Origin of the sequence: Aliiglaciecola sp. NS0011-25, assembly GCF_040370605.1 — a bacterium.
GTDB lineage: Bacteria > Pseudomonadota > Gammaproteobacteria > Enterobacterales > Alteromonadaceae > Aliiglaciecola > Aliiglaciecola lipolytica_A.
This window is the reverse complement of the sequence record NZ_BAABWR010000008.1, coordinates 1-17,250: the sequence shown is the minus strand read 5'-3', so window position 1 is coordinate 17,250 and position 17,250 is coordinate 1. Positions and strand designations below refer to the sequence as shown.

The 17,250-nt window shown below is 41.1% G+C and carries 14 protein-coding genes; 6 read left to right on the top strand and 8 right to left on the bottom strand.

What is annotated here, in order from left to right; translation table 11 throughout:
• Positions 1-19: 19 nt before the first annotated feature.
• Positions 20-1,138 carry a PepSY-associated TM helix domain-containing protein gene (locus ABWV72_RS08400; protein ID WP_353369940.1) on the top strand — a complete coding sequence of 373 codons (1,119 nt, stop codon included), beginning with the start codon at positions 20-22 and terminating at the stop codon, positions 1,136-1,138.
• A 22-nt stretch (positions 1,139-1,160) separates the two neighbouring features.
• On the opposite strand, the gene ABWV72_RS08395 is transcribed toward ABWV72_RS08400, so the two are convergent.
• Together ABWV72_RS08395 and ABWV72_RS08390 are read right to left on the bottom strand one after the other, a co-directional pair.
• Positions 1,161-2,537, bottom strand: coding sequence for a histidine kinase sensor domain-containing protein (locus ABWV72_RS08395; RefSeq protein WP_353369938.1), 1,377 nt, complete (start codon positions 2,535-2,537; stop codon positions 1,161-1,163).
• A complete protein-coding gene (locus ABWV72_RS08390; protein WP_353369936.1) occupies positions 2,534-3,223 on the bottom strand; it encodes a response regulator transcription factor in 690 nt (229 codons plus the stop codon). Before ABWV72_RS08390 ends, ABWV72_RS08395 begins: the two co-directional genes overlap by 4 nt.
• Before the next feature lie 295 nt (positions 3,224-3,518).
• On the opposite strand from ABWV72_RS08390, the gene ABWV72_RS08385 reads away from it, so the two are divergent.
• The 3 genes from ABWV72_RS08385 to ABWV72_RS08375 are packed head-to-tail and all read left to right on the top strand — an operon-like array spanning position 3,519 to position 4,973.
• Positions 3,519-3,872 carry an ArsR/SmtB family transcription factor gene (locus ABWV72_RS08385; protein ID WP_216047960.1) on the top strand — a complete coding sequence of 118 codons (354 nt, stop codon included), beginning with the start codon at positions 3,519-3,521 and terminating at the stop codon, positions 3,870-3,872.
• The gene (locus ABWV72_RS08380) at positions 3,841-4,359 is read left to right on the top strand and encodes an SRPBCC domain-containing protein (protein WP_353369933.1); all 519 of its coding nucleotides are present in this window, start codon (positions 3,841-3,843) and stop codon (positions 4,357-4,359) included. Before ABWV72_RS08385 ends, ABWV72_RS08380 begins: the two co-directional genes overlap by 32 nt.
• A gap of 56 nt (positions 4,360-4,415) precedes the next feature.
• Positions 4,416-4,973, top strand: coding sequence for a DUF5655 domain-containing protein (locus tag ABWV72_RS08375; RefSeq protein ID WP_353369931.1), 558 nt, complete (start codon positions 4,416-4,418; stop codon positions 4,971-4,973).
• A gap of 136 nt (positions 4,974-5,109) precedes the next feature.
• On the opposite strand, the gene ABWV72_RS08370 is transcribed toward ABWV72_RS08375, so the two are convergent.
• On the bottom strand, positions 5,110-11,355 hold the full coding sequence (locus ABWV72_RS08370) for a LamG-like jellyroll fold domain-containing protein (protein ID WP_353369929.1): 6,246 nt from the start codon (positions 11,353-11,355) through the stop codon (positions 5,110-5,112).
• A gap of 185 nt (positions 11,356-11,540) precedes the next feature.
• On the opposite strand from ABWV72_RS08370, the gene ABWV72_RS08365 reads away from it, so the two are divergent.
• Positions 11,541-11,792, top strand: a complete 252-nt coding sequence (locus ABWV72_RS08365; RefSeq protein ID WP_353369927.1) for a hypothetical protein — start codon at positions 11,541-11,543, stop codon at positions 11,790-11,792.
• Positions 11,793-11,942: 150 nt separating this feature from the next.
• Here the strand turns inward: ABWV72_RS08365 and ABWV72_RS08360 are convergent, their stop codons facing one another.
• From ABWV72_RS08360 to ABWV72_RS08340, 5 genes are all read right to left on the bottom strand, one after another.
• The gene (locus ABWV72_RS08360; protein ID WP_342806633.1) at positions 11,943-12,095 is read right to left on the bottom strand and encodes a hypothetical protein; all 153 of its coding nucleotides are present in this window, start codon (positions 12,093-12,095) and stop codon (positions 11,943-11,945) included.
• 21 nt (positions 12,096-12,116) lie between these two features.
• Positions 12,117-12,860 (bottom strand): ABC transporter permease, encoded by a 744-nt coding sequence (locus ABWV72_RS08355; RefSeq protein ID WP_342806635.1) that lies wholly within the window; start codon positions 12,858-12,860, stop codon positions 12,117-12,119.
• Positions 12,857-13,753: an ATP-binding cassette domain-containing protein gene (locus tag ABWV72_RS08350; RefSeq protein ID WP_342806638.1), complete on the bottom strand. Its 897-nt coding sequence runs from the start codon at positions 13,751-13,753 to the stop codon at positions 12,857-12,859. Before ABWV72_RS08350 ends, ABWV72_RS08355 begins: the two co-directional genes overlap by 4 nt.
• 111 nt (positions 13,754-13,864) lie before the next feature.
• On the bottom strand, positions 13,865-15,040 hold the full coding sequence (locus ABWV72_RS08345) for a dipeptidase (RefSeq protein WP_342806640.1): 1,176 nt from the start codon (positions 15,038-15,040) through the stop codon (positions 13,865-13,867).
• Positions 15,041-15,084: 44 nt separating this feature from the next.
• Positions 15,085-15,750, bottom strand: coding sequence for a glutathione S-transferase family protein (locus ABWV72_RS08340; protein ID WP_342806642.1), 666 nt, complete (start codon positions 15,748-15,750; stop codon positions 15,085-15,087).
• A gap of 307 nt (positions 15,751-16,057) precedes the next feature.
• Between ABWV72_RS08340 and ABWV72_RS08335 the strand changes: the two genes are divergently transcribed.
• Positions 16,058-17,250: TonB-dependent receptor plug domain-containing protein (locus ABWV72_RS08335; protein WP_353370158.1), on the top strand; the 1,193-nt coding region annotated here is incomplete at its 3' end.

The window sequence follows — 17,250 nt, the reverse complement described above, 5'->3', positions numbered from 1 at the left end:
TAATTGTTGATAAGTCGAGATGTTTTTAAAATCCTTTAAGAGGTGGGTCTTTTGGACCCACTTGAGCTTAGGTTTAGTGGCTGGTATTTTTGTATTCTTCATGTCTTTTAGTGGTGTGCTATTAACATACGAAAGGCAACTGAAAGAACTAAGTGAAATGTCTTATGCTGTACAACCTAATGTCAGCATAGCGCGCATCACTACTGATCAAGCCGTAGCTGCTGTACAAAGGTTAAAACCTGATGAGCCCCATATTTATGTACGTTGGGTAAATCGAGAAGGCGCGGCAATTCCAGTCTGGGCGGGTAAAAATAGTTACTTGTTACACCCATATACTGGTGAAGTATTACGCCATGGTGAGGGTAGTGTTACCGAGTTTTTTCATTTGGTCACCGACTTTCATCGCTATTTGTCACTAGTAGGCGAGGCCAAAGTAATTGGTAAAAATATCACCGCGTATGCCAATTTAGTATTTATTTTTTTACTCCTCAGTGGATTGTATTTATGGTTGCCAAAACGATTTAATTGGAAATTAGTTAAACAAAATTTGCTATTGCCCAAAGGTTATCGAAACCATCATCATCGTAATCGTCAATGGCATTTCGTATTTGGAATTTGGTGTTTACCGGTTTTGTTGGTGATTTCCTCTACTGCCACTATATTTCATTTCTCTTGGGCCAATACCGCATTATATGGTGCGTTTGGTGAAAGTGTGCCGCAACGAGAACAACATCCTGAAGTAACAAGTTTAGCGGCCGACGAGGTGCTTTATGAGGACTTGTTCACAAAAGCAAAACAGCATGCCTTAGATAATGGTTATCAGGATTGGTATTCTATGTGGATGGAAATAGGCGATAGTGAACATGAGGCGCGTTTTTATATCGACAAGTCCATAGGTCATAGACAGGAACTCGCTTATTCGTTGTATTTTGATACGCGAAATGGTGATATATCAAAGATACTGAGAAAAGAGGACTGGTCCAGTGGCGGCCAAGCTTGGGGGACTGCTCGCTTCTTGCATACTGGTGAATACTTTGGATTTATTGGTCAGACAATAGCAGGTGTAGCGTCATTGCTCGCTTGTATTTTGGTTTACACAGGGATTGTACTCGCGTGGCGGCGACTAATTGGTAAATAATTGGCCGCATTGGTGTATTAGACTAATTCGGTAGGGTGATTATTATTTGTAAGCCACTGAGCCTGCCACTTTCAGAATAATGGTTGACTGCGGTAATACAGCCACCTACAGCTGCAATTTGTCGGTACGCTAAAGCTAAGCCAAGTCCGAATCCTCGATTTGTGTTCGTATCATTCAATATTGAATTTGTGGCTCTAGCTTTATCAACACGGAAGAAAGGTTTGAATATGTCAGATAGCATTTCTTCTGGGACTCCGGGACCTTGATCCTTAATCATTAATTTAAATCCGCTCAGAGTTTGTGTCAGGGACACTTCAACTTCGCTTTCTTCTGGCGTATGGCGTAAACCGTTGCGAATGATATTTTCAATCGCTTGTCCTAACGCTAGCTGACTACTTTTGGTAATGAGTCCTTTGTCAGGAAGCTGAGTGATTAGTTTTCTGTTGGGATATTCAAAACGCGCGTCATCACAAATGACTTGAATTAACTCCACTAAGTCAAAGTCATCTGAATCTAATCGCGGAGATTCGGTATTGAGCCATGCTAGAGTCAGCGTATCTTCGACTAAATTGCGCATTGTACTGGCTTCATAGCGCAGGCGTTCGATGGCTTGCTGTGGATTGATTTGCTGTTCGACGAAGTCCACTGCCATATCAATCCTTGTGAGTGGTGTGCGCAATTCGTGGGATAAGTCAGCAAGAAGTTGTCGTTGATTATTGATGAGTTGGCTTATTCTTTCAGCCATTTGGTCAAAGGTACCTGCAAGCCTTGTCAATTCATCATTTCGGTGCAGTTCAGATATATTTATTCTGGCATCAAGATTCCCTTCACTGAACGCTTTAGTGGCATTTTCTAGCCTTCGCAACGGTGCCATTACATGCTGGTAAAGAACAAAACTTAGAATACATAACAAAATTAAGGGCAGGGCGATTTGCAGTAAAACTTTTGCATAAGTAAGCAATGCTCCAGGGCGCATTCTTTGCGGAAGTCGAATTAAAAAGTGAGTTGATGAGTCAGAAAAAGGCACTTCAATAGTTGGGTTCTCTTGAAAGTACAAATGAACCTTCCATTCAACGCTTCTACCTAGTTGAAACCGATCGACAAATGTATTTGAAAGTTTGCTATCCGCAAAAGGAGTAATCTTAGAAGTTACTACAGCAGCCCAAGTATTTTCTTTTTGCTGTAGTTCTTTTAACCACTGAGCAAGAGCTACTTCCCCTTGTTGCTGTAAAATCTGCTCAGCATGCTTACCGTATTCTAGTAATTGTTGTTGATGTTCTTTAGCAATAAAGCTCATACTCGTTTCGGTATGGTTTGTTAACCAGGAAATCGCTAAAAACAGCAAAACAGTACCCACAGCGATGATAGCGCAAAGACGCCAAAACAGAGGGTTTCTCATATAAACCGATAGCCCTTGCCATGAATGGTGGCAAGACGTTCAGGTGACATACCAGCATCGACTAATTTTTTGCGAATTCGACTAACATGCATATCTAAACTTCTGTCGTATCGACTAAAAGCTCGATATAAAACGCTTTGATATAAATAAGCTTTACTCATCACTTCGTTTTGGTTCTCGAGTAAAATCCAAAGCAATCTAAATTGGATGGGGGTCAATTCGACGTGCTCGTTAGCGAATATAACCTGCTGTTTATTTCGATCCAGATACAACTCGTCAACCTTGAGTTGGGTTGATTGATTGGCTCGCTCTGATTGCAAATGGCTACGCCGCAACAACGCTTCTACACGGAGCATCATTTCGGTGAAATTAAATGGTTTTGGCAGATAATCGTCAGCACCTTTACGATAGCCTTCGATGCGCTCTTGTTCAGCTCCGCAGGCGGTTATCATCATAACCGGTGTTTGTTTTACTTTTCTTAATTGATTTAAAACTGAAAAACCATTAAGCGAAGGAAGCAGTACATCTAACAAAATGAGATCGAAACTTCTGTGAATGGCGGTTAACATGCCTTTTTTGCCATCGAGGCATTGTTCAGTAGCGAAACCTTTTTCTTCGAGCAACCTAGCGATTTGGTCACTTAGTGTCATATCATCTTCAATGATTAAAATACGAGCAGCGGACATAGTGTTCAAACCGTGTTTGTTAATCTAACGCTTCAATCTTATTGATAATCATTCTTATTTTCAAGTGAATTATTTAAAGTCTGATCAGAAACCTAGACTCATAACTCCATTACCATTAGCGAGAACTGACATTTTTATGGATGCTATGTGTGTATCTATGTGCGTACCACAACCTAATGAGTTTTAGCCAAAAGTTATTTCCTCTTTCGCTATTCACATTGTCACTTTTTGTAAAACTTGCGTTTGGAAAACATATCCGCTATTTTATATGTAACTTAATGGTTACATAATGGTTATGGACAATACTTTCAGCGCGCTTGCAAATAAAACTCGACGTCAAATTCTTGATTTTGTGAAGAATAATCCCGCTTGTCTGGTGAATGATATTAGTCGTCAGTTCGCTATGAGCAGGGTGGCGATAATGAAACACTTAAAAATACTAGAACAGGCCAATTTGTTAGTTACTGAAAAGATTGGTACATCTAAACACCATTATTTTAACGTCATACCCATTCAACAAATTTATGATCGCTGGACGGATGAATATAGTCGTTTTATGGCATCCCGTTTAACCGGCTTTAAAAACCAAATCGAACAACAATTGCAGGATGATGAAAATGAGCCAGAACAAGACAAAAAGTGTTCATAAAATTTTTATTGCGGCGCCAATAGATAAAGTCTGGCAACAACTAACTAAAACAGACGGTCTACAAGCTCAGTTTTTTAATGCTCGTTTGGACACCCCTGGGCTTGAACAGGGTGCAGCTATAAGAATGCGCACTGGTAAAAATGGTAAATATACCTCGGTAGTAGGGGAAGTGCTGGAATTCGATCCTCCCTATACCTACTCCCATTCCTTTAAATTTACCAGTTTAGACGATCCTTATTGCAAGGTGACTTATAAGTTGAAGGAAGTGGACGGGGGAACTGAATTTACCCTTATTAATGAAGATATGCCGGTTGCAACGAAAACTGCAAAATACATGGAGCAAGGTGTCCCGTTTATTTTAAACACTTTAAAAGGTGTCGTTGAGCATGGCAAACCGCCATTTAAGTATCAACTTATGCTATTCATGATTGGCGCTTTGTCTTTTACTGTGCCAAGTAAATGTAAAAGTGAGCATTGGCCGCTCTAAATGGTTAATGATAATGACTCGTTAATAAACAGATAATCACAATTGGGAGAATAGTTATGGCAACTCCAGAAGAAATGGCGCAAACCATGCGCAACAACGTGGAGCAGAAAACCGGAAAGGCCATGAACAGCTGGTTTGAAATCATCACCAAAGGACAGTATGAAAAGCATGGTCAAATAGTTAAAATGTTGAAAACTGAGTTCGCTGTGACCCACGGTTTTGCTAATTTAATCGCCCATGACTATCTCAATCGTAATGCAACTCCGTCAAACGAAACAGACTTAATAGAGACGCAATATAGTGGCTCTAAGCAACATTTGAAAATAATATACTCAACTATTATTAAAGCTCTCGATAGTTTGAGTGAAATGCAAATAGCGCCAAAAAAGTCTTATATTAGCTTGCGGCGCAATAAGCAATTTGCACTCATTCAACCTTCCACTAAAACCCGTGTTGACCTTGGTCTTAATCTTAAAAATGTCGAGCCTCAGGGGCGATTGGAAGCTTCTGGTAGTTTCAATTCGATGGTGTCTCATCGGATTAAAATCACTGATATAAATCAAGTAGATGAAGAACTGATTGATTGGCTGAAAATGGCATATCAGCAAAGCTAAAAATTGCCAATTAGACGTAAATGAAAGATGGTGAAGGATAGACAGGCATATTTTCACTGGTGTTATGAGCCTGCTTATTTTGCAGGCTACTCAAAATTTTAAATCAAGGTGTGCACTGGTTAAAATGCACAAATCATCAATTTGATTTTTCGCGCCAATGAATCATTCGATCGTTGCCATGAAATATGCCAAAAGTCGCTACCGAGGACGGATTCTCAGTATATGGGCCGTCATAGTTAGAGTCGATATCGCTCCAATCAAATTGTAACCAAGTTGGGACTTCAAACTCAATTTGCACATCACCTTGGTTATTAACTCCAGGTGGAGAAAGGAGGAATTCTGCACGTCCCGACTCGAACGTACCTGCGCCTGACGCGCTAGTAGTGCCTGGAGCTAGACTTATATCGGTTATGTTGACGTCGGTTGCTGCGTCGAAGCGAGTGAAATTATCTTCGCTACTGATAACAAAACGACTTCCATCCCAATACTCGATTTGCATCGGGATATTCAATGAAGTGGTTTCTGGGCCGTAGTTATTCTTCAAAACCCATCGACCAAAACGCACTTCTTCGCCGAATGGTAGCAATTCAAGTACCCCGTTGGCAGCATTTCCATCTGAATCGTTTGCCGCAATTCCATCTGCATCTATAACCGATGTAACCTTCAAACTTAGGTTACTTGTAAATGGTTCAACTAACGCGTTGGCATTACGCTCATAAATAAAATTATCGGTTGAGTTAAATTGGTAACTAATTACCCCATTCATTTCGGTTATCGTCGGCGATTTTAGATTTGCGCTCAAAGAGACATTAGTAGTGGCATCGGCACCAATTTGGCTTGAATCTTCGGTGGGACTGACTCTAACAATATTGGACTCATCTAAATTTACGAAATCACCGGTATAGTTTAACGTTGTATGCCCATCTAAAGATTTGGCCGTTATGGTGAATTCAGGTTCAGTCGCGTAGCTAATTTGACCTGAAGCAGGGCTTGCAATGTTCATCTGTCCAGTATAGACAAAAGGATCGCCTCCAGACAGAAATCCATCAAATACTGTCTCTAAGTCAAAATACGCTGGGGTAAACCTACCGATACTTTCACTTGTTGCGACATCAATAGTTTTACCAAAATAACCATTAACTGGCGGTGTTGCCGTTATAGTAAATACACCTACTTCTGAAACACTTTGATTTGTTTCTAATTTTACGCCGTTGTCGGCTGTATCAATACTGATGTTTGCCACCCCTAAACTCACCGAGTTACCCGTTAACGGTGCAACAGTATCTACTGTAAGGGGAATATTCTTCAATTCAAAGTTGGGTGTAATGGTACCGTCACTACATGCAGCGGCGACTGATAAATTAAAGTCTTCACCGGCTTTTTTAAATACATTGCAGCTAGCATCGTTTGTTGTACATTCTGCATTAGCATCAGGGCTGGCAACAATTAATTTAGCCGGGCTAACTACCGTTGTTACTGTTGAAGAAGCCAACCCGTTGCCACTTGCGTCATTTACTTCAATGCTAATTTTACCGGCGTCTTGGTATTCAAAACTTAATACTGCCGTTCCGGATTCATCAAAATTGATGATTCTATTCTGAGTAACTGAGGCGGCAGCCATGGCGGTGGAATCTAAAGTGGGTACCTTGGTTCCAGTGGTTGGATTTGCATAATTGAAAACTAGATCTAGGGATAAATCGCCATTTTCCGCAGCCGCACAACTGGTACTACTGTCACCGACCTTAACCGCTTGAATTGTTAAGTTTGTGGTGCTGCATGCAGTGTGATCTTCTAAGCTAAGCAGGTAACCACCGCTGGAAAAAACAATATCACAATCAGGTATACACTCTAGATCACTCATTGCTGGAACATCTGTTTCGGCTGATAGGGTGATTGTTTCTGCGGTTGTATGGTTAAACTCGACACTGACAGTTTCACCACTGGGAATAGTGATTGGATTATTACTCCATGTAGACGGACTTCCCGTGGCTGACAGGGTTACATTGACGTCTATGGGGACTAAATCTGTACAGTCTAGATTGGCACAGGCTTTGAGCGTAACAGGTTCAGCGCTGCAGGTTAAACCATCTCCATCATGTTCAATTTGGATATGATGTAGTGGCACAGTACAAGAGCGGGTTGTGCCCATAAGGCTAGATACTTCTGCCGCATTCAAAGCCGTCGGCCTCAGGTTTACCTCATCAATGGCCCCATGGAAAACGCTTTTCTGATTTGCCGATGAATATAAATTACCAATATAAAAATCCCCGGAAGTATTAGGAATTAGGCTACTGGACTCAGAAAAAGTACCGTCAAGAGTACCATTAACATATAGTTTTACTCTTTCTGATTCGTCTTGGGTACCATCGAAAACAATAGCAATATGATACCAAGTATCAACCACAAAACTGGTGTTCGATTGAAATCTGTCATTCGCCCCATCTATGTCTACATACAGTCGGTTGCCGCCAGAGTTGGTAAAAAAAGCACCATAAGAAACGCCGTCAACACCATCAGGTCCTTTTGAAAACACCCCCCGTGAATCCGTGCCATTGGTTTGATTAAAACTACTGGCTTTAATCCACGCTGATAACGTCATGGCTGTTAACTCGTCTAAACTGTCTCCATTTGCACTAACAATATAATCATCAACGCCATCGAATTCTCCATACCCACATGAACCTGGATCGCCCTCAAGGGCGGGGCTCATCGCAGATGTAGTTGGATCAGTACCCACCCCGTAACCCACTGAAACTGCGTCGTAACCACTGTTAGTGCTATCTTTTACTTCGTTTGCCGTACCATTCCAGCTGGTTTCATCCATCCGCCACTGCGCGTTTTTGCAGACCCCTTCATTTAATTTAAAATCAGTGGCCCTTACGTAAGATGAGCTTCCATAATTGTTCAAGCTACGGAAACGCAGAATATTGGTGGTGATAGGATCAAAATCATAACTCTGTAATAAAGTCGTATTTTCAGCAGTAAATATGTAGCTTGGGGTAATTGCTGTGCCCAGTAATTTAAAATCAGCGATACCTGTATAACTTGGGTCACCGTGATTTTTAATGGTTACTAAACGTGCTCCTATTACATCTGTAACTTCATCTTCCTCATCCAATACTATGTCATATGGTGCTGCTGACATTGGCACACTAAAGGTGGTTGATGGAGTAACCGATTCCCCGATTACTTCAAATTCACGTAGCCCGATGTAAGATGTATCACCGTGATTGTTGATGGTTATTAACTTGACTGCAGTGACTTCCTCAGGAATGTCATCTTCATCTAACTGAAAAGTTTCTCCGTTTGAATGCATGGCCGCGGTAAAAATTTTCGTTCTGGTAATTGATGGGCCAAGTAGTTCAAATTCTCTGGCCCCAATGTAGGTATTGTCACCGTGATTACTAATGGTTACTAGTTTCACATCGGTTACATCAGTTGGCACATCGGCAGGGTCTAGAGTAAAAGTCTGAAGACTATCGTTCATAGCCGCTGTGAAGGTTTTGCTTTGGGCTACTGACAATCCCAGCAGCTCAAATTCACGAGCACCGATATAGGATGGATCGCCGTGATTACTAATAGTGATGAGCTTCACATCTGTGACGTTAACGGGGATGTCTTCACTATCTAGGCTGAACAATTCACCATTGCTATGCATTGCTGCTTTAAACGTCTTACTTTCACTAACCGATGGCCCTAAAAGTTTAAATTCTTTCGCGCCAATATAACTAGAATGACCATAGTTGGAGATTGTGCGTAAGCGCACATCCGTTATATTTTCAAACTGATAAGCTGGATCTATGCTGAAGCTTTCACCGTCGTCATTTTTAGCGGCAGTATAAGTATAGGTAGGTCCAACTGAATCACCTGAAAAGGTTAATTCTCTGGCGCCCGTGAAGGTAGAGTGTCCGTAATTACTTAAGGTACGTATGCGTGTAGCTGTGACATTGTTATAAGCGCCGACAGACCAAGTTTGCAAATCATTATCCATGTTGGCGGTAAAAGTCGTCCCGCCGTCTGGGGCATTGATGGTTTGCCATGGACCGTTTGAAATTTGAATATCAAGTTCAAAGGTCTGTACTGATATATTGTTACCGTAATTAACCAGAGAGAAAGTATCGAAATTAATCGGATCTCCATTGGTACCGTCATTATCGGTGTCAAAAGTAAAGGCTAAGGTATTATTTTGTTTGGAGGACAACCATTGATTGCTTTGGTCACCATCGTGTAAATTTTTGGCGGCGTAAGAGGTAGAGTTATACTCACTATCTAGAGTAGTTAAGCTACCACCGTGATAGCTCAATGAGAAATTGTGATTTGGTTCGTTGGCCACTGAGCCAGCGACAGGAATTTTTATCCAATCTGGATTAGAAAGGGTTTTAACTTCAATTTGAAAGTACTTAATTGAAATATCGTTATTGCCGTAGTTAACTAAATTGAAGCTTTCAAGTTTAAATCTGTCCCCGGCTCCTGATAAATTACCGTCATCATCGAGATCAAATTGGAAGTCCAAGGTATTGTTACTTTTACTACTTAACCAAGATGAGTTTAAGTCGCCGTCATGTAGATTTGCAGCTGCATAGGAGGTGGCGTTATATTGGCTATCAATATTGACTAAGGTCCCACCTTGTTGCGCTAAAGCAAAATTATAGTCAGGTTCGCCAATGACAGAGCCTGGCACACTGAGTTTTTGCCAGTTTGGATTTGCTGATGTCTTAACCGCTACTTGGAACTCGTTGATAGCGCGGTCATCGTTTCCATAGTTTTTCAAATAAAAACTTTGTAAGGTAAATTGATCCGCGGCAGTGGCGAGTGAGCCGTCCCCATCAGCATCAAATTGAAATTCAAAGAAATTGTTACTTTTATTACTTAACCAAAACGAGTTATCGTCACCGTCATGAATATTTTTCGCAGCCCATGACGTGGAATTAAGCTCGCTGTCGATACTAGTTAAGGTGCCGCCTTGAAAGGACAAAGCGAAGTTATAATTTGCTTCGCCACTTGTGGAACCAGGTACCGCTATTTTTTGCCATGTTGGATTTGAGGCGGTTTTGACTGAAACTTGAAACTGCTTAATTGACCGATCGTCATTTCCATAGTTTCGTAATCGGAAGCTTTCGAGGGTGAAATAGTCTGTTGCCGTACCCATTAAGCCATCTTCGTCAACGTCAAATTGGAAGGCTAGGGTGTTATTTCCATTCGAGCTTAGCCATCTACTATTTGCGTCACCATCGTGAATATTGTCAGCACCCCAAGAGGTGGAATTCAATTCGCTATCGATCTCGACCAAAGTACCGCCATTATGGGACATAGCAAAATTAAAATCGTTATCACCAATAGCTGAGCCCGGCACATAAATTTTTTGCCAACTTGGGTCACTCAGAGTTTGCACTGCAATTTGAAACTGTTGTACTGAACGAGTGTGCGCTCCATAGTTTCTTAGGTTAAATTTACTAAAGGTAAAGATATCATCAGTATCTCCTTCGGCTCCAGTTGTACCATTACTATTTGGGTCAAAAGAAAATTCGATAGTGTTATTATTTTTGCGACTTAACCAAAGTGAGTTGTCATCGCCATCCTGCATATTCTCAGCAGCCCAGGTAGTGGCGTTGTATTCGCTATCAACAGTGCCTAATACACCACCATTATGTGTCCTGGAGTAAATATAGTCGTCATCACCCGCGACTGAGCCGGGGACTTCAAGTTTGTTCCAAGTTACACCATCAGTGGTAACTTCAATTTGGAATTCTTTTACTGAGCGATCATCGTTACCGTAGTTTGTAATTTGTATTTCACTGATGGGGATTGAATTTCCAGCGTTGCCATTCCAGTCGGTATCAAAATTAAACTCAATGGTGTTATTCGATTTTTTCGACAACCATCTTGATTTGTTGCTGCCGTCGTTAAGGTTTTTCGCACCATAGGTTGTGCTATTGTATTCACTGTCCACCGATACCAATCGAGCCCCTTGCGCCCAACTCAAATAATCAATTTTTGCAGTGGGGTTTTGCTCAGCTACGATTGGACGCCATCCATCAGTACCAGAGTCGGCACTTAAAGAGCTGTCTGAAGTGGTGAGTAACATAAATTGTTTTAGTGAACTTGAATCTTTACCATAATTGGTTAATTCAAATTCTTCTACACAGTATGCTTCGTTGCTGTCGTTGAGTTGGAAATTAATGTTGTTGCTTAATTTGCTAGATAACCAGTGAGTGTTTGAATCACCGTCCTGTAAATTACTGGCCGCCCAAGTGGTACTATTATATTGAGTATCTACTAAGGTTATAGTCGAGGGTTGTAATACGTCTGCTAAAACATAGGTAGCAGGAAGAGCTGCCAGCAAAGCAATAATTTTAAAATGGCACGTTTTGGTGGTTTGCATTACAACCTAGGCTTCATTACCCTCAATAAACATCATATGATAATAACCCAGCTCCAATGTAATTGTAATGTTAGGAACTAGACATGCGTATAAATATGCTCTTCATACTGTCATTTATAACGATAGCGGCTTGTAGCCCTAATTCGTCAGAGACTGAGCAGTCAAAAAGTCCAGAGAGTTTGCTTATGGAACAACAAAAGGGTGACCAGGTTATTGAGCTTGAAGCTGAAAAAAAGTTAATAACCGATTCACACACTGAAATCGAACAGACACTCAGCTCATTGGAAAACCGTGCTGAGCTGGAAATGGCGCAATCTGAAAAAGACCTAATCTCACTAGCCGCAGAAAAAAGAAAAATCGAGGAACAACAGCTACTTGAAAGCGCGAGAGAAAAGACCGAAAAGTTGGAAGCCTTGTTAAAACAAACCGAGCAATAGTTGGATATAGCAGTGTGCCTTTCACCGCTTCGTTATTTGCAGGAGGCTTTCACCACAACGTTTTAAGCCAGCCGCTTCCTTTGTATTGTCACCCTTAGTCTTTCATTAATATGTTAGTGTATTCAATTAGCATGTGGTCATCAAAAACGCTTAGGTTTTTAGCAGTATTGTGTTGTGCGATTGACTTGCCGTTCCCACTTTTGTCGCATCGGCTAAGCTCGTAGGAGTGGGTAAAATAAAAACTAAAAGAACTAAAATGCTAACTACTAGGGCTGTGACCACTGCAAAAATATATTTAATCATTAAATTATTCCCTCATTTGTTCTAGTGATTACGTTGTTTAGACCAAGCCAATGCGGTTATCGCTAACAGTACCGCGCTCATGATTAAAATTGCTAGCATGTTGTAGAGCAAATCTCGTTCCCCTGGGGCACCTATAATATGCAATGCAATTTCGCTCAGATGATAGGTGGGTAATAAGTGTGCAAAAGTTTGCATGCCTGGTGGGAATAGCATGATTGGGACCCATAATCCCCCTAACGCCGCAAAAGCTAGAAAAATGATATTGGAAACCGCTACGGACGCATTACCATTGCAAACAAAGCCAACAATTAAACCGATTAAGATAAATGGCAAAGTGGCAACAATGTGGGTAATTAACATCAATGCCCAGGTACTTTGAGGCAACGCTACAGCCGCCCCGAAACCGGCGATTATATACATGATTGCCAATGACATACTTGAAAACAAAAGGGTGCTACAGATCTTCGCACCTATGTAACTGAAGCCTTGGCTAGGCGCTGCTAATTTCAGATCTAACCAGCCTTTATCCCGCTCGTTTGCCACACTAATTCCAAATCCAAATATTGCAGGTCCCATAACGGCAAATACGCCGTAAGTGGCTAGTAAATAACCTGGCGAACTATTACTGCCGGGAATTAGGATGGCAAATAATGTATAAAATGCCACTGGCATCCCTAATGTGGGAAAGATGAATTCAGGTGCGCGAAAGGCTTTTAGCAATTCGGCACCGGTTTCCAATACAAAAGAGGCGACTATCCTGTTCATAATTTATCTCCTTGGCTAAGGTGACTGAACACGTCTTCTAATTTGGGTTGGCTAACGGTAAGGTCAGCAATTTGGGAATCTAAATTCAATATTTCTGACAGTGATAGATTGACGTTTTTACTGCGAATTTCACTAAAGCGTCCTGATTTCGAAACGGAAGTCACGCCGGTTATAACACGCAACTTATCTGCCGGAATTTGAGTTTCACAGCGAATAATTGAGCCGCTAGTTTGCTTTTTGATTTCATTAGGCGAAGCATCAGCCACTATTAAACCTGAGTTCATAATCATGATTCTGTCGGCTAAATTTTCGGCCTCTTCTAGATAATGAGTGGTGAGTACTATGCTTTTGCCTTGTTTGGCAAACTGCCGAATGATAGCCCACATATTTCGTCTGGCTTCAATGTCTAAACCCGTAGTGGGTTCGTCTAAGAAGATTAATTGGGGGTTACCAACTATGGCTAAGGCAAACTGCGCACGCCTTTTTTGACCGCCAGATAATTTTTTATAACGCTTATCTGCAAAGCCTTCAAGTTCACACATTTCAATGGTTTGCTGTACTGAAAATGGGGCGGGATAATAGCTTGCAAATAGCGTTATTTGCTCGCGAATTGTTAGCAAATCTGGCAAGTCTGAGTCTTGTAAAATGACCCCAGTTTGACGTTTAGCATTCATAGAGCCGGGTTGATGCCCCATTATTTGCATGTCACCGGAGGAGATTTTTTCTAAACCTAGCGCACATTTAATGAGAGATGTTTTTCCTGCACCGTTCTGACCTAAAATGGCAAATACGCCAGCACCTTGAATACTAAAATTAACGCCTTTAATAGCTTCAATTGCTGCGTATGATTTTTTGAGGTTTTTAGCTTGTAAAATTGGTGTTGAAAGATCCATATAAACTGCCTGCTTAATGTTTAGTATCCCAATATTATCGAGCGGGTGATACTTCACAAGTGACGAAAGTCACATTCTGCATTCGCTTAAAATGGATCTTTTAGGGCAGGCTTAGTTAACCGGTAAATTAGTCTGCAAAAATTGCAGCATATTCCCACCCATGACCTTGCTTATAGATTCCTTTGACACACCTTTGTTTAAAAGGGACTGAGTGATGAGTGCCAACTGGCTGGTATCGAATGCCGTAGTGACAGCACCATCAAAATCTGAACCTAGAGAAACGTGCTCATCGCCAACCAAGTTGATGCCATAAATGATCGCATCTGCTATATCTGTTGGTTGAGTACTACATATGGCACCATCCCAATGACCAACAGCAATAAGGCCTCCAGCTTGGGCAATTTGTTGCATTAAGCCATCATTAATATTGCGTTTTGATTGACAGTGACCATAGAAGCCTGTGTGACTAACTACTAGCGGCGAGGTGCTAATTGCTAGCACATCTTTAACGGTTTGTTCAGATGAATGGGATACATCGACAATAATGTCTAACTGCTGCATTTTTTTGACAGCCTGTTTACCAAATTCAGTTAAGCCCATTTGGCTTGTGCCATGCAATGAGCCGCCTAATTTGTTGTCAAAAAAGTGTTGCAAGCTCATCATTCGAAAACCTTTGTTGTACAGAACTTGAATGTTCTCCAACTCTCCATCTAACGCGTGAGAACCTTCTGTTCCCAAAAGCCCAGCAACCAACTTAGGATGTTGTAGACGCTTTTCTAAAAATGTCGCTAGTGTTGTTTGCGAAGTGACCACAACAAAATCGTTTGCATGCTCTTGCGCTTGTTCTAAAAGTTTATCAGCTTGAAATAATGCCCTTGCAGTTAAGCTAGTCCAGGTGTCCATCGGCCAACCTTGAACTAATGCTAATCGAGTAATGTTGTCTGCGGCATCTGTGTTATTTTCTTCGTAATTTAGTCCCACTGGCGATTTGGTTACAGTAGTAAACATTTGTAACGCAACATTACCTTGCTGCAAACGCGGAATGTCCACATGTCCAGTTTGCCCGTGCTCAGACAAATCCCTGTTCCACAGCAGTGAATCAGCATGCCAATCGCCTACTATTAACGAATTATGAAATGCTTGAGCATCTTGACTGATCGTGATGGTGTCAACCGGCTCCACTTTGTTCATTTGTTGTTCCAAATAGCTTGGTACAAAAATGCGAACACCAGTATAACCAAGTAACACCACTGCTAAGGCAGTTAATGCAACACGAGTTCTCTTCATTGAGTTCTCCAATATTAAGGCAGGGATCAGACTAGGTTGTGTGCCTATTTCTGAAAGGCTTTTTGCAAGTATGCATTAAATGCGGGCATAGCTTCAACTCTAGCTTGAGCAATCACTTTTGCTTCTGGCATTTCGTTTAATTTGGCTAATAGTTCCTTGGCTCCAGGCACTTCGGCTAATAAGTCGATATCAAATAACTTAGTTGCTATTGGCAGCGCTATATCAGCAGAATACAAAAAGAAAATATCTGCAGCGGTAAACTGGTCGCCAGCGATATATGGAGAAAAAGAAGCGACTCTAGAGAGTGACTGCATGCCGTTTAATAGTGCACGTTTAACTTCTTTTTTAGTGATATCCTCTCCTGGTACACCCCAAAAAGCTTCTGCCATACAACGCCTTGCAGGCAATTCCATATAAAGCTCAAGCATTTTTATCAGCTCTTTGGTTTTGGCTTTCTGAAATGGGTCTTCGGGATATAATTTGATGCCAGAATAATTATCATCTAGGTATTCTAAAATGACATTGGTTTCAATCAAGACACCATGTTCCGTTTCTAACGCAGGCACTTTGCCCGTAGGGGATATAGCTAAATATTCTGGTGTTTGATTTGGGTAGGTTATCACTTCTTGGTAATCGATTTTTTTTAGATCAGCGGCCAATTTCACCATATTGAAGTAATTGCTAACGGCAAACCCATATAATTTAAGCATAACATTCTCCCAACTTATAAAAGAAAGCATAATGTGCTTGTTTATCCACAAAGACACAACATTTGAATACTTATAGTTATGAATAAGAGCTGAAAAGCACTTGAGGTAATCTATGTAAGATTATGTTTTTTAGTAACTAATTTTTTGTATCGTAAATTTTGTGTAGTAAAACCTTCTTTAAAATGTCACTGAAATTAAACTCTATTGTCATCACTTCCTAGCACTCTAGCGCCCGAAAATTAAATACAAAAAGGGAACCATGGTGCGCAACAATAAACAATTACCTTTTCATTATTCGAGTCTTGGAATGCTCGTGGCAGCTGCATTATTTGCACAGCATTCGTATGCCCAAGAAAACACCCAAGAAGCTGAAATAGAAGAAATCAGTGTTATCGGTAAAAGTGTTTCTTATGCCAATAACCAGACATCGGAGACGATGTTATTGCAGCAAAGTTCGCTTACCAGTGTTCTGTCCGTTATCGATAATTTACCTGGTGTATTAATTAATGAAGGGGATACCTTCGGAACAGATGATTGGTCAACCACTGTTTCTATTCGAGGATTCCAGTTAAGTCTAGATCAACAGCAGATTGGTATCACCGTCGATGGTATTGCCAATGGTAATTCCAACTATGGTGGTGGCGCTAAAGCGAATCGTTATATCGACACTGAAAATCTTGCAACTGTTGAAGTGTCTCAAGGTACATCTGATATAGCATCTCGTTCTAACGAAGCCCTAGGCGGCACATTAAATTTCGTAACTATTGAGCCTGGCACTGAAGAACAAATGATTTTTAGTACCACATTGGGTGATTTCGATGCGCAAAAAATGTTTGTGCGTTATGAAACCGGCGAAATAGCTAAAGATACTTATGCGTGGTTTAGTGTTTCAAGTTCTAGCAATACCGATTGGGTTAATCAATCGGCTGAAAATACTCGCGATCACATTGCCGCAAAAATCATAAGCAGTTATGGCGACACTGATTTAACCGCATATTTTTCTTGGGATGATGCCCATGAAGACAACTACCAACGAGTTAGTTTGGATCAGTTTGTTCAAAATCCAGATTGGGATCGCTTAACGTCTGAATGGACTGGGATTCCCTATATCGATCAATTATATCGTAAAGGCTGGTCGACACTACGTGAAAATCGGTTTGCTTATGTTGAATTAGAGCATGATTTCGGTTCTGTAGTCGTCAATGCTAATGCCTATTATCATTACAATGAAGGTCGTGGCGATTGGATCCCTCAATACCTAGTGGATGTGGAAGCTGATGGCACGGATCAGCCTCATTCTGAGTTGGTTTCTGGCAATACCGTAGAAGGTGGCAGTGCGTTGTCGACAATCTACTTTGTGGATGCTACTGGCGTTGCTTTGTCACCCATTGATGGTTGTGTAAGTTCAATCACCTTCCCTTATGGCGGAGCTGGTGCCGAATATGATCCAGCGTGTTATGCATCTGGTGCATTGCCTGTTAGTTCTTATCGCCATACTCA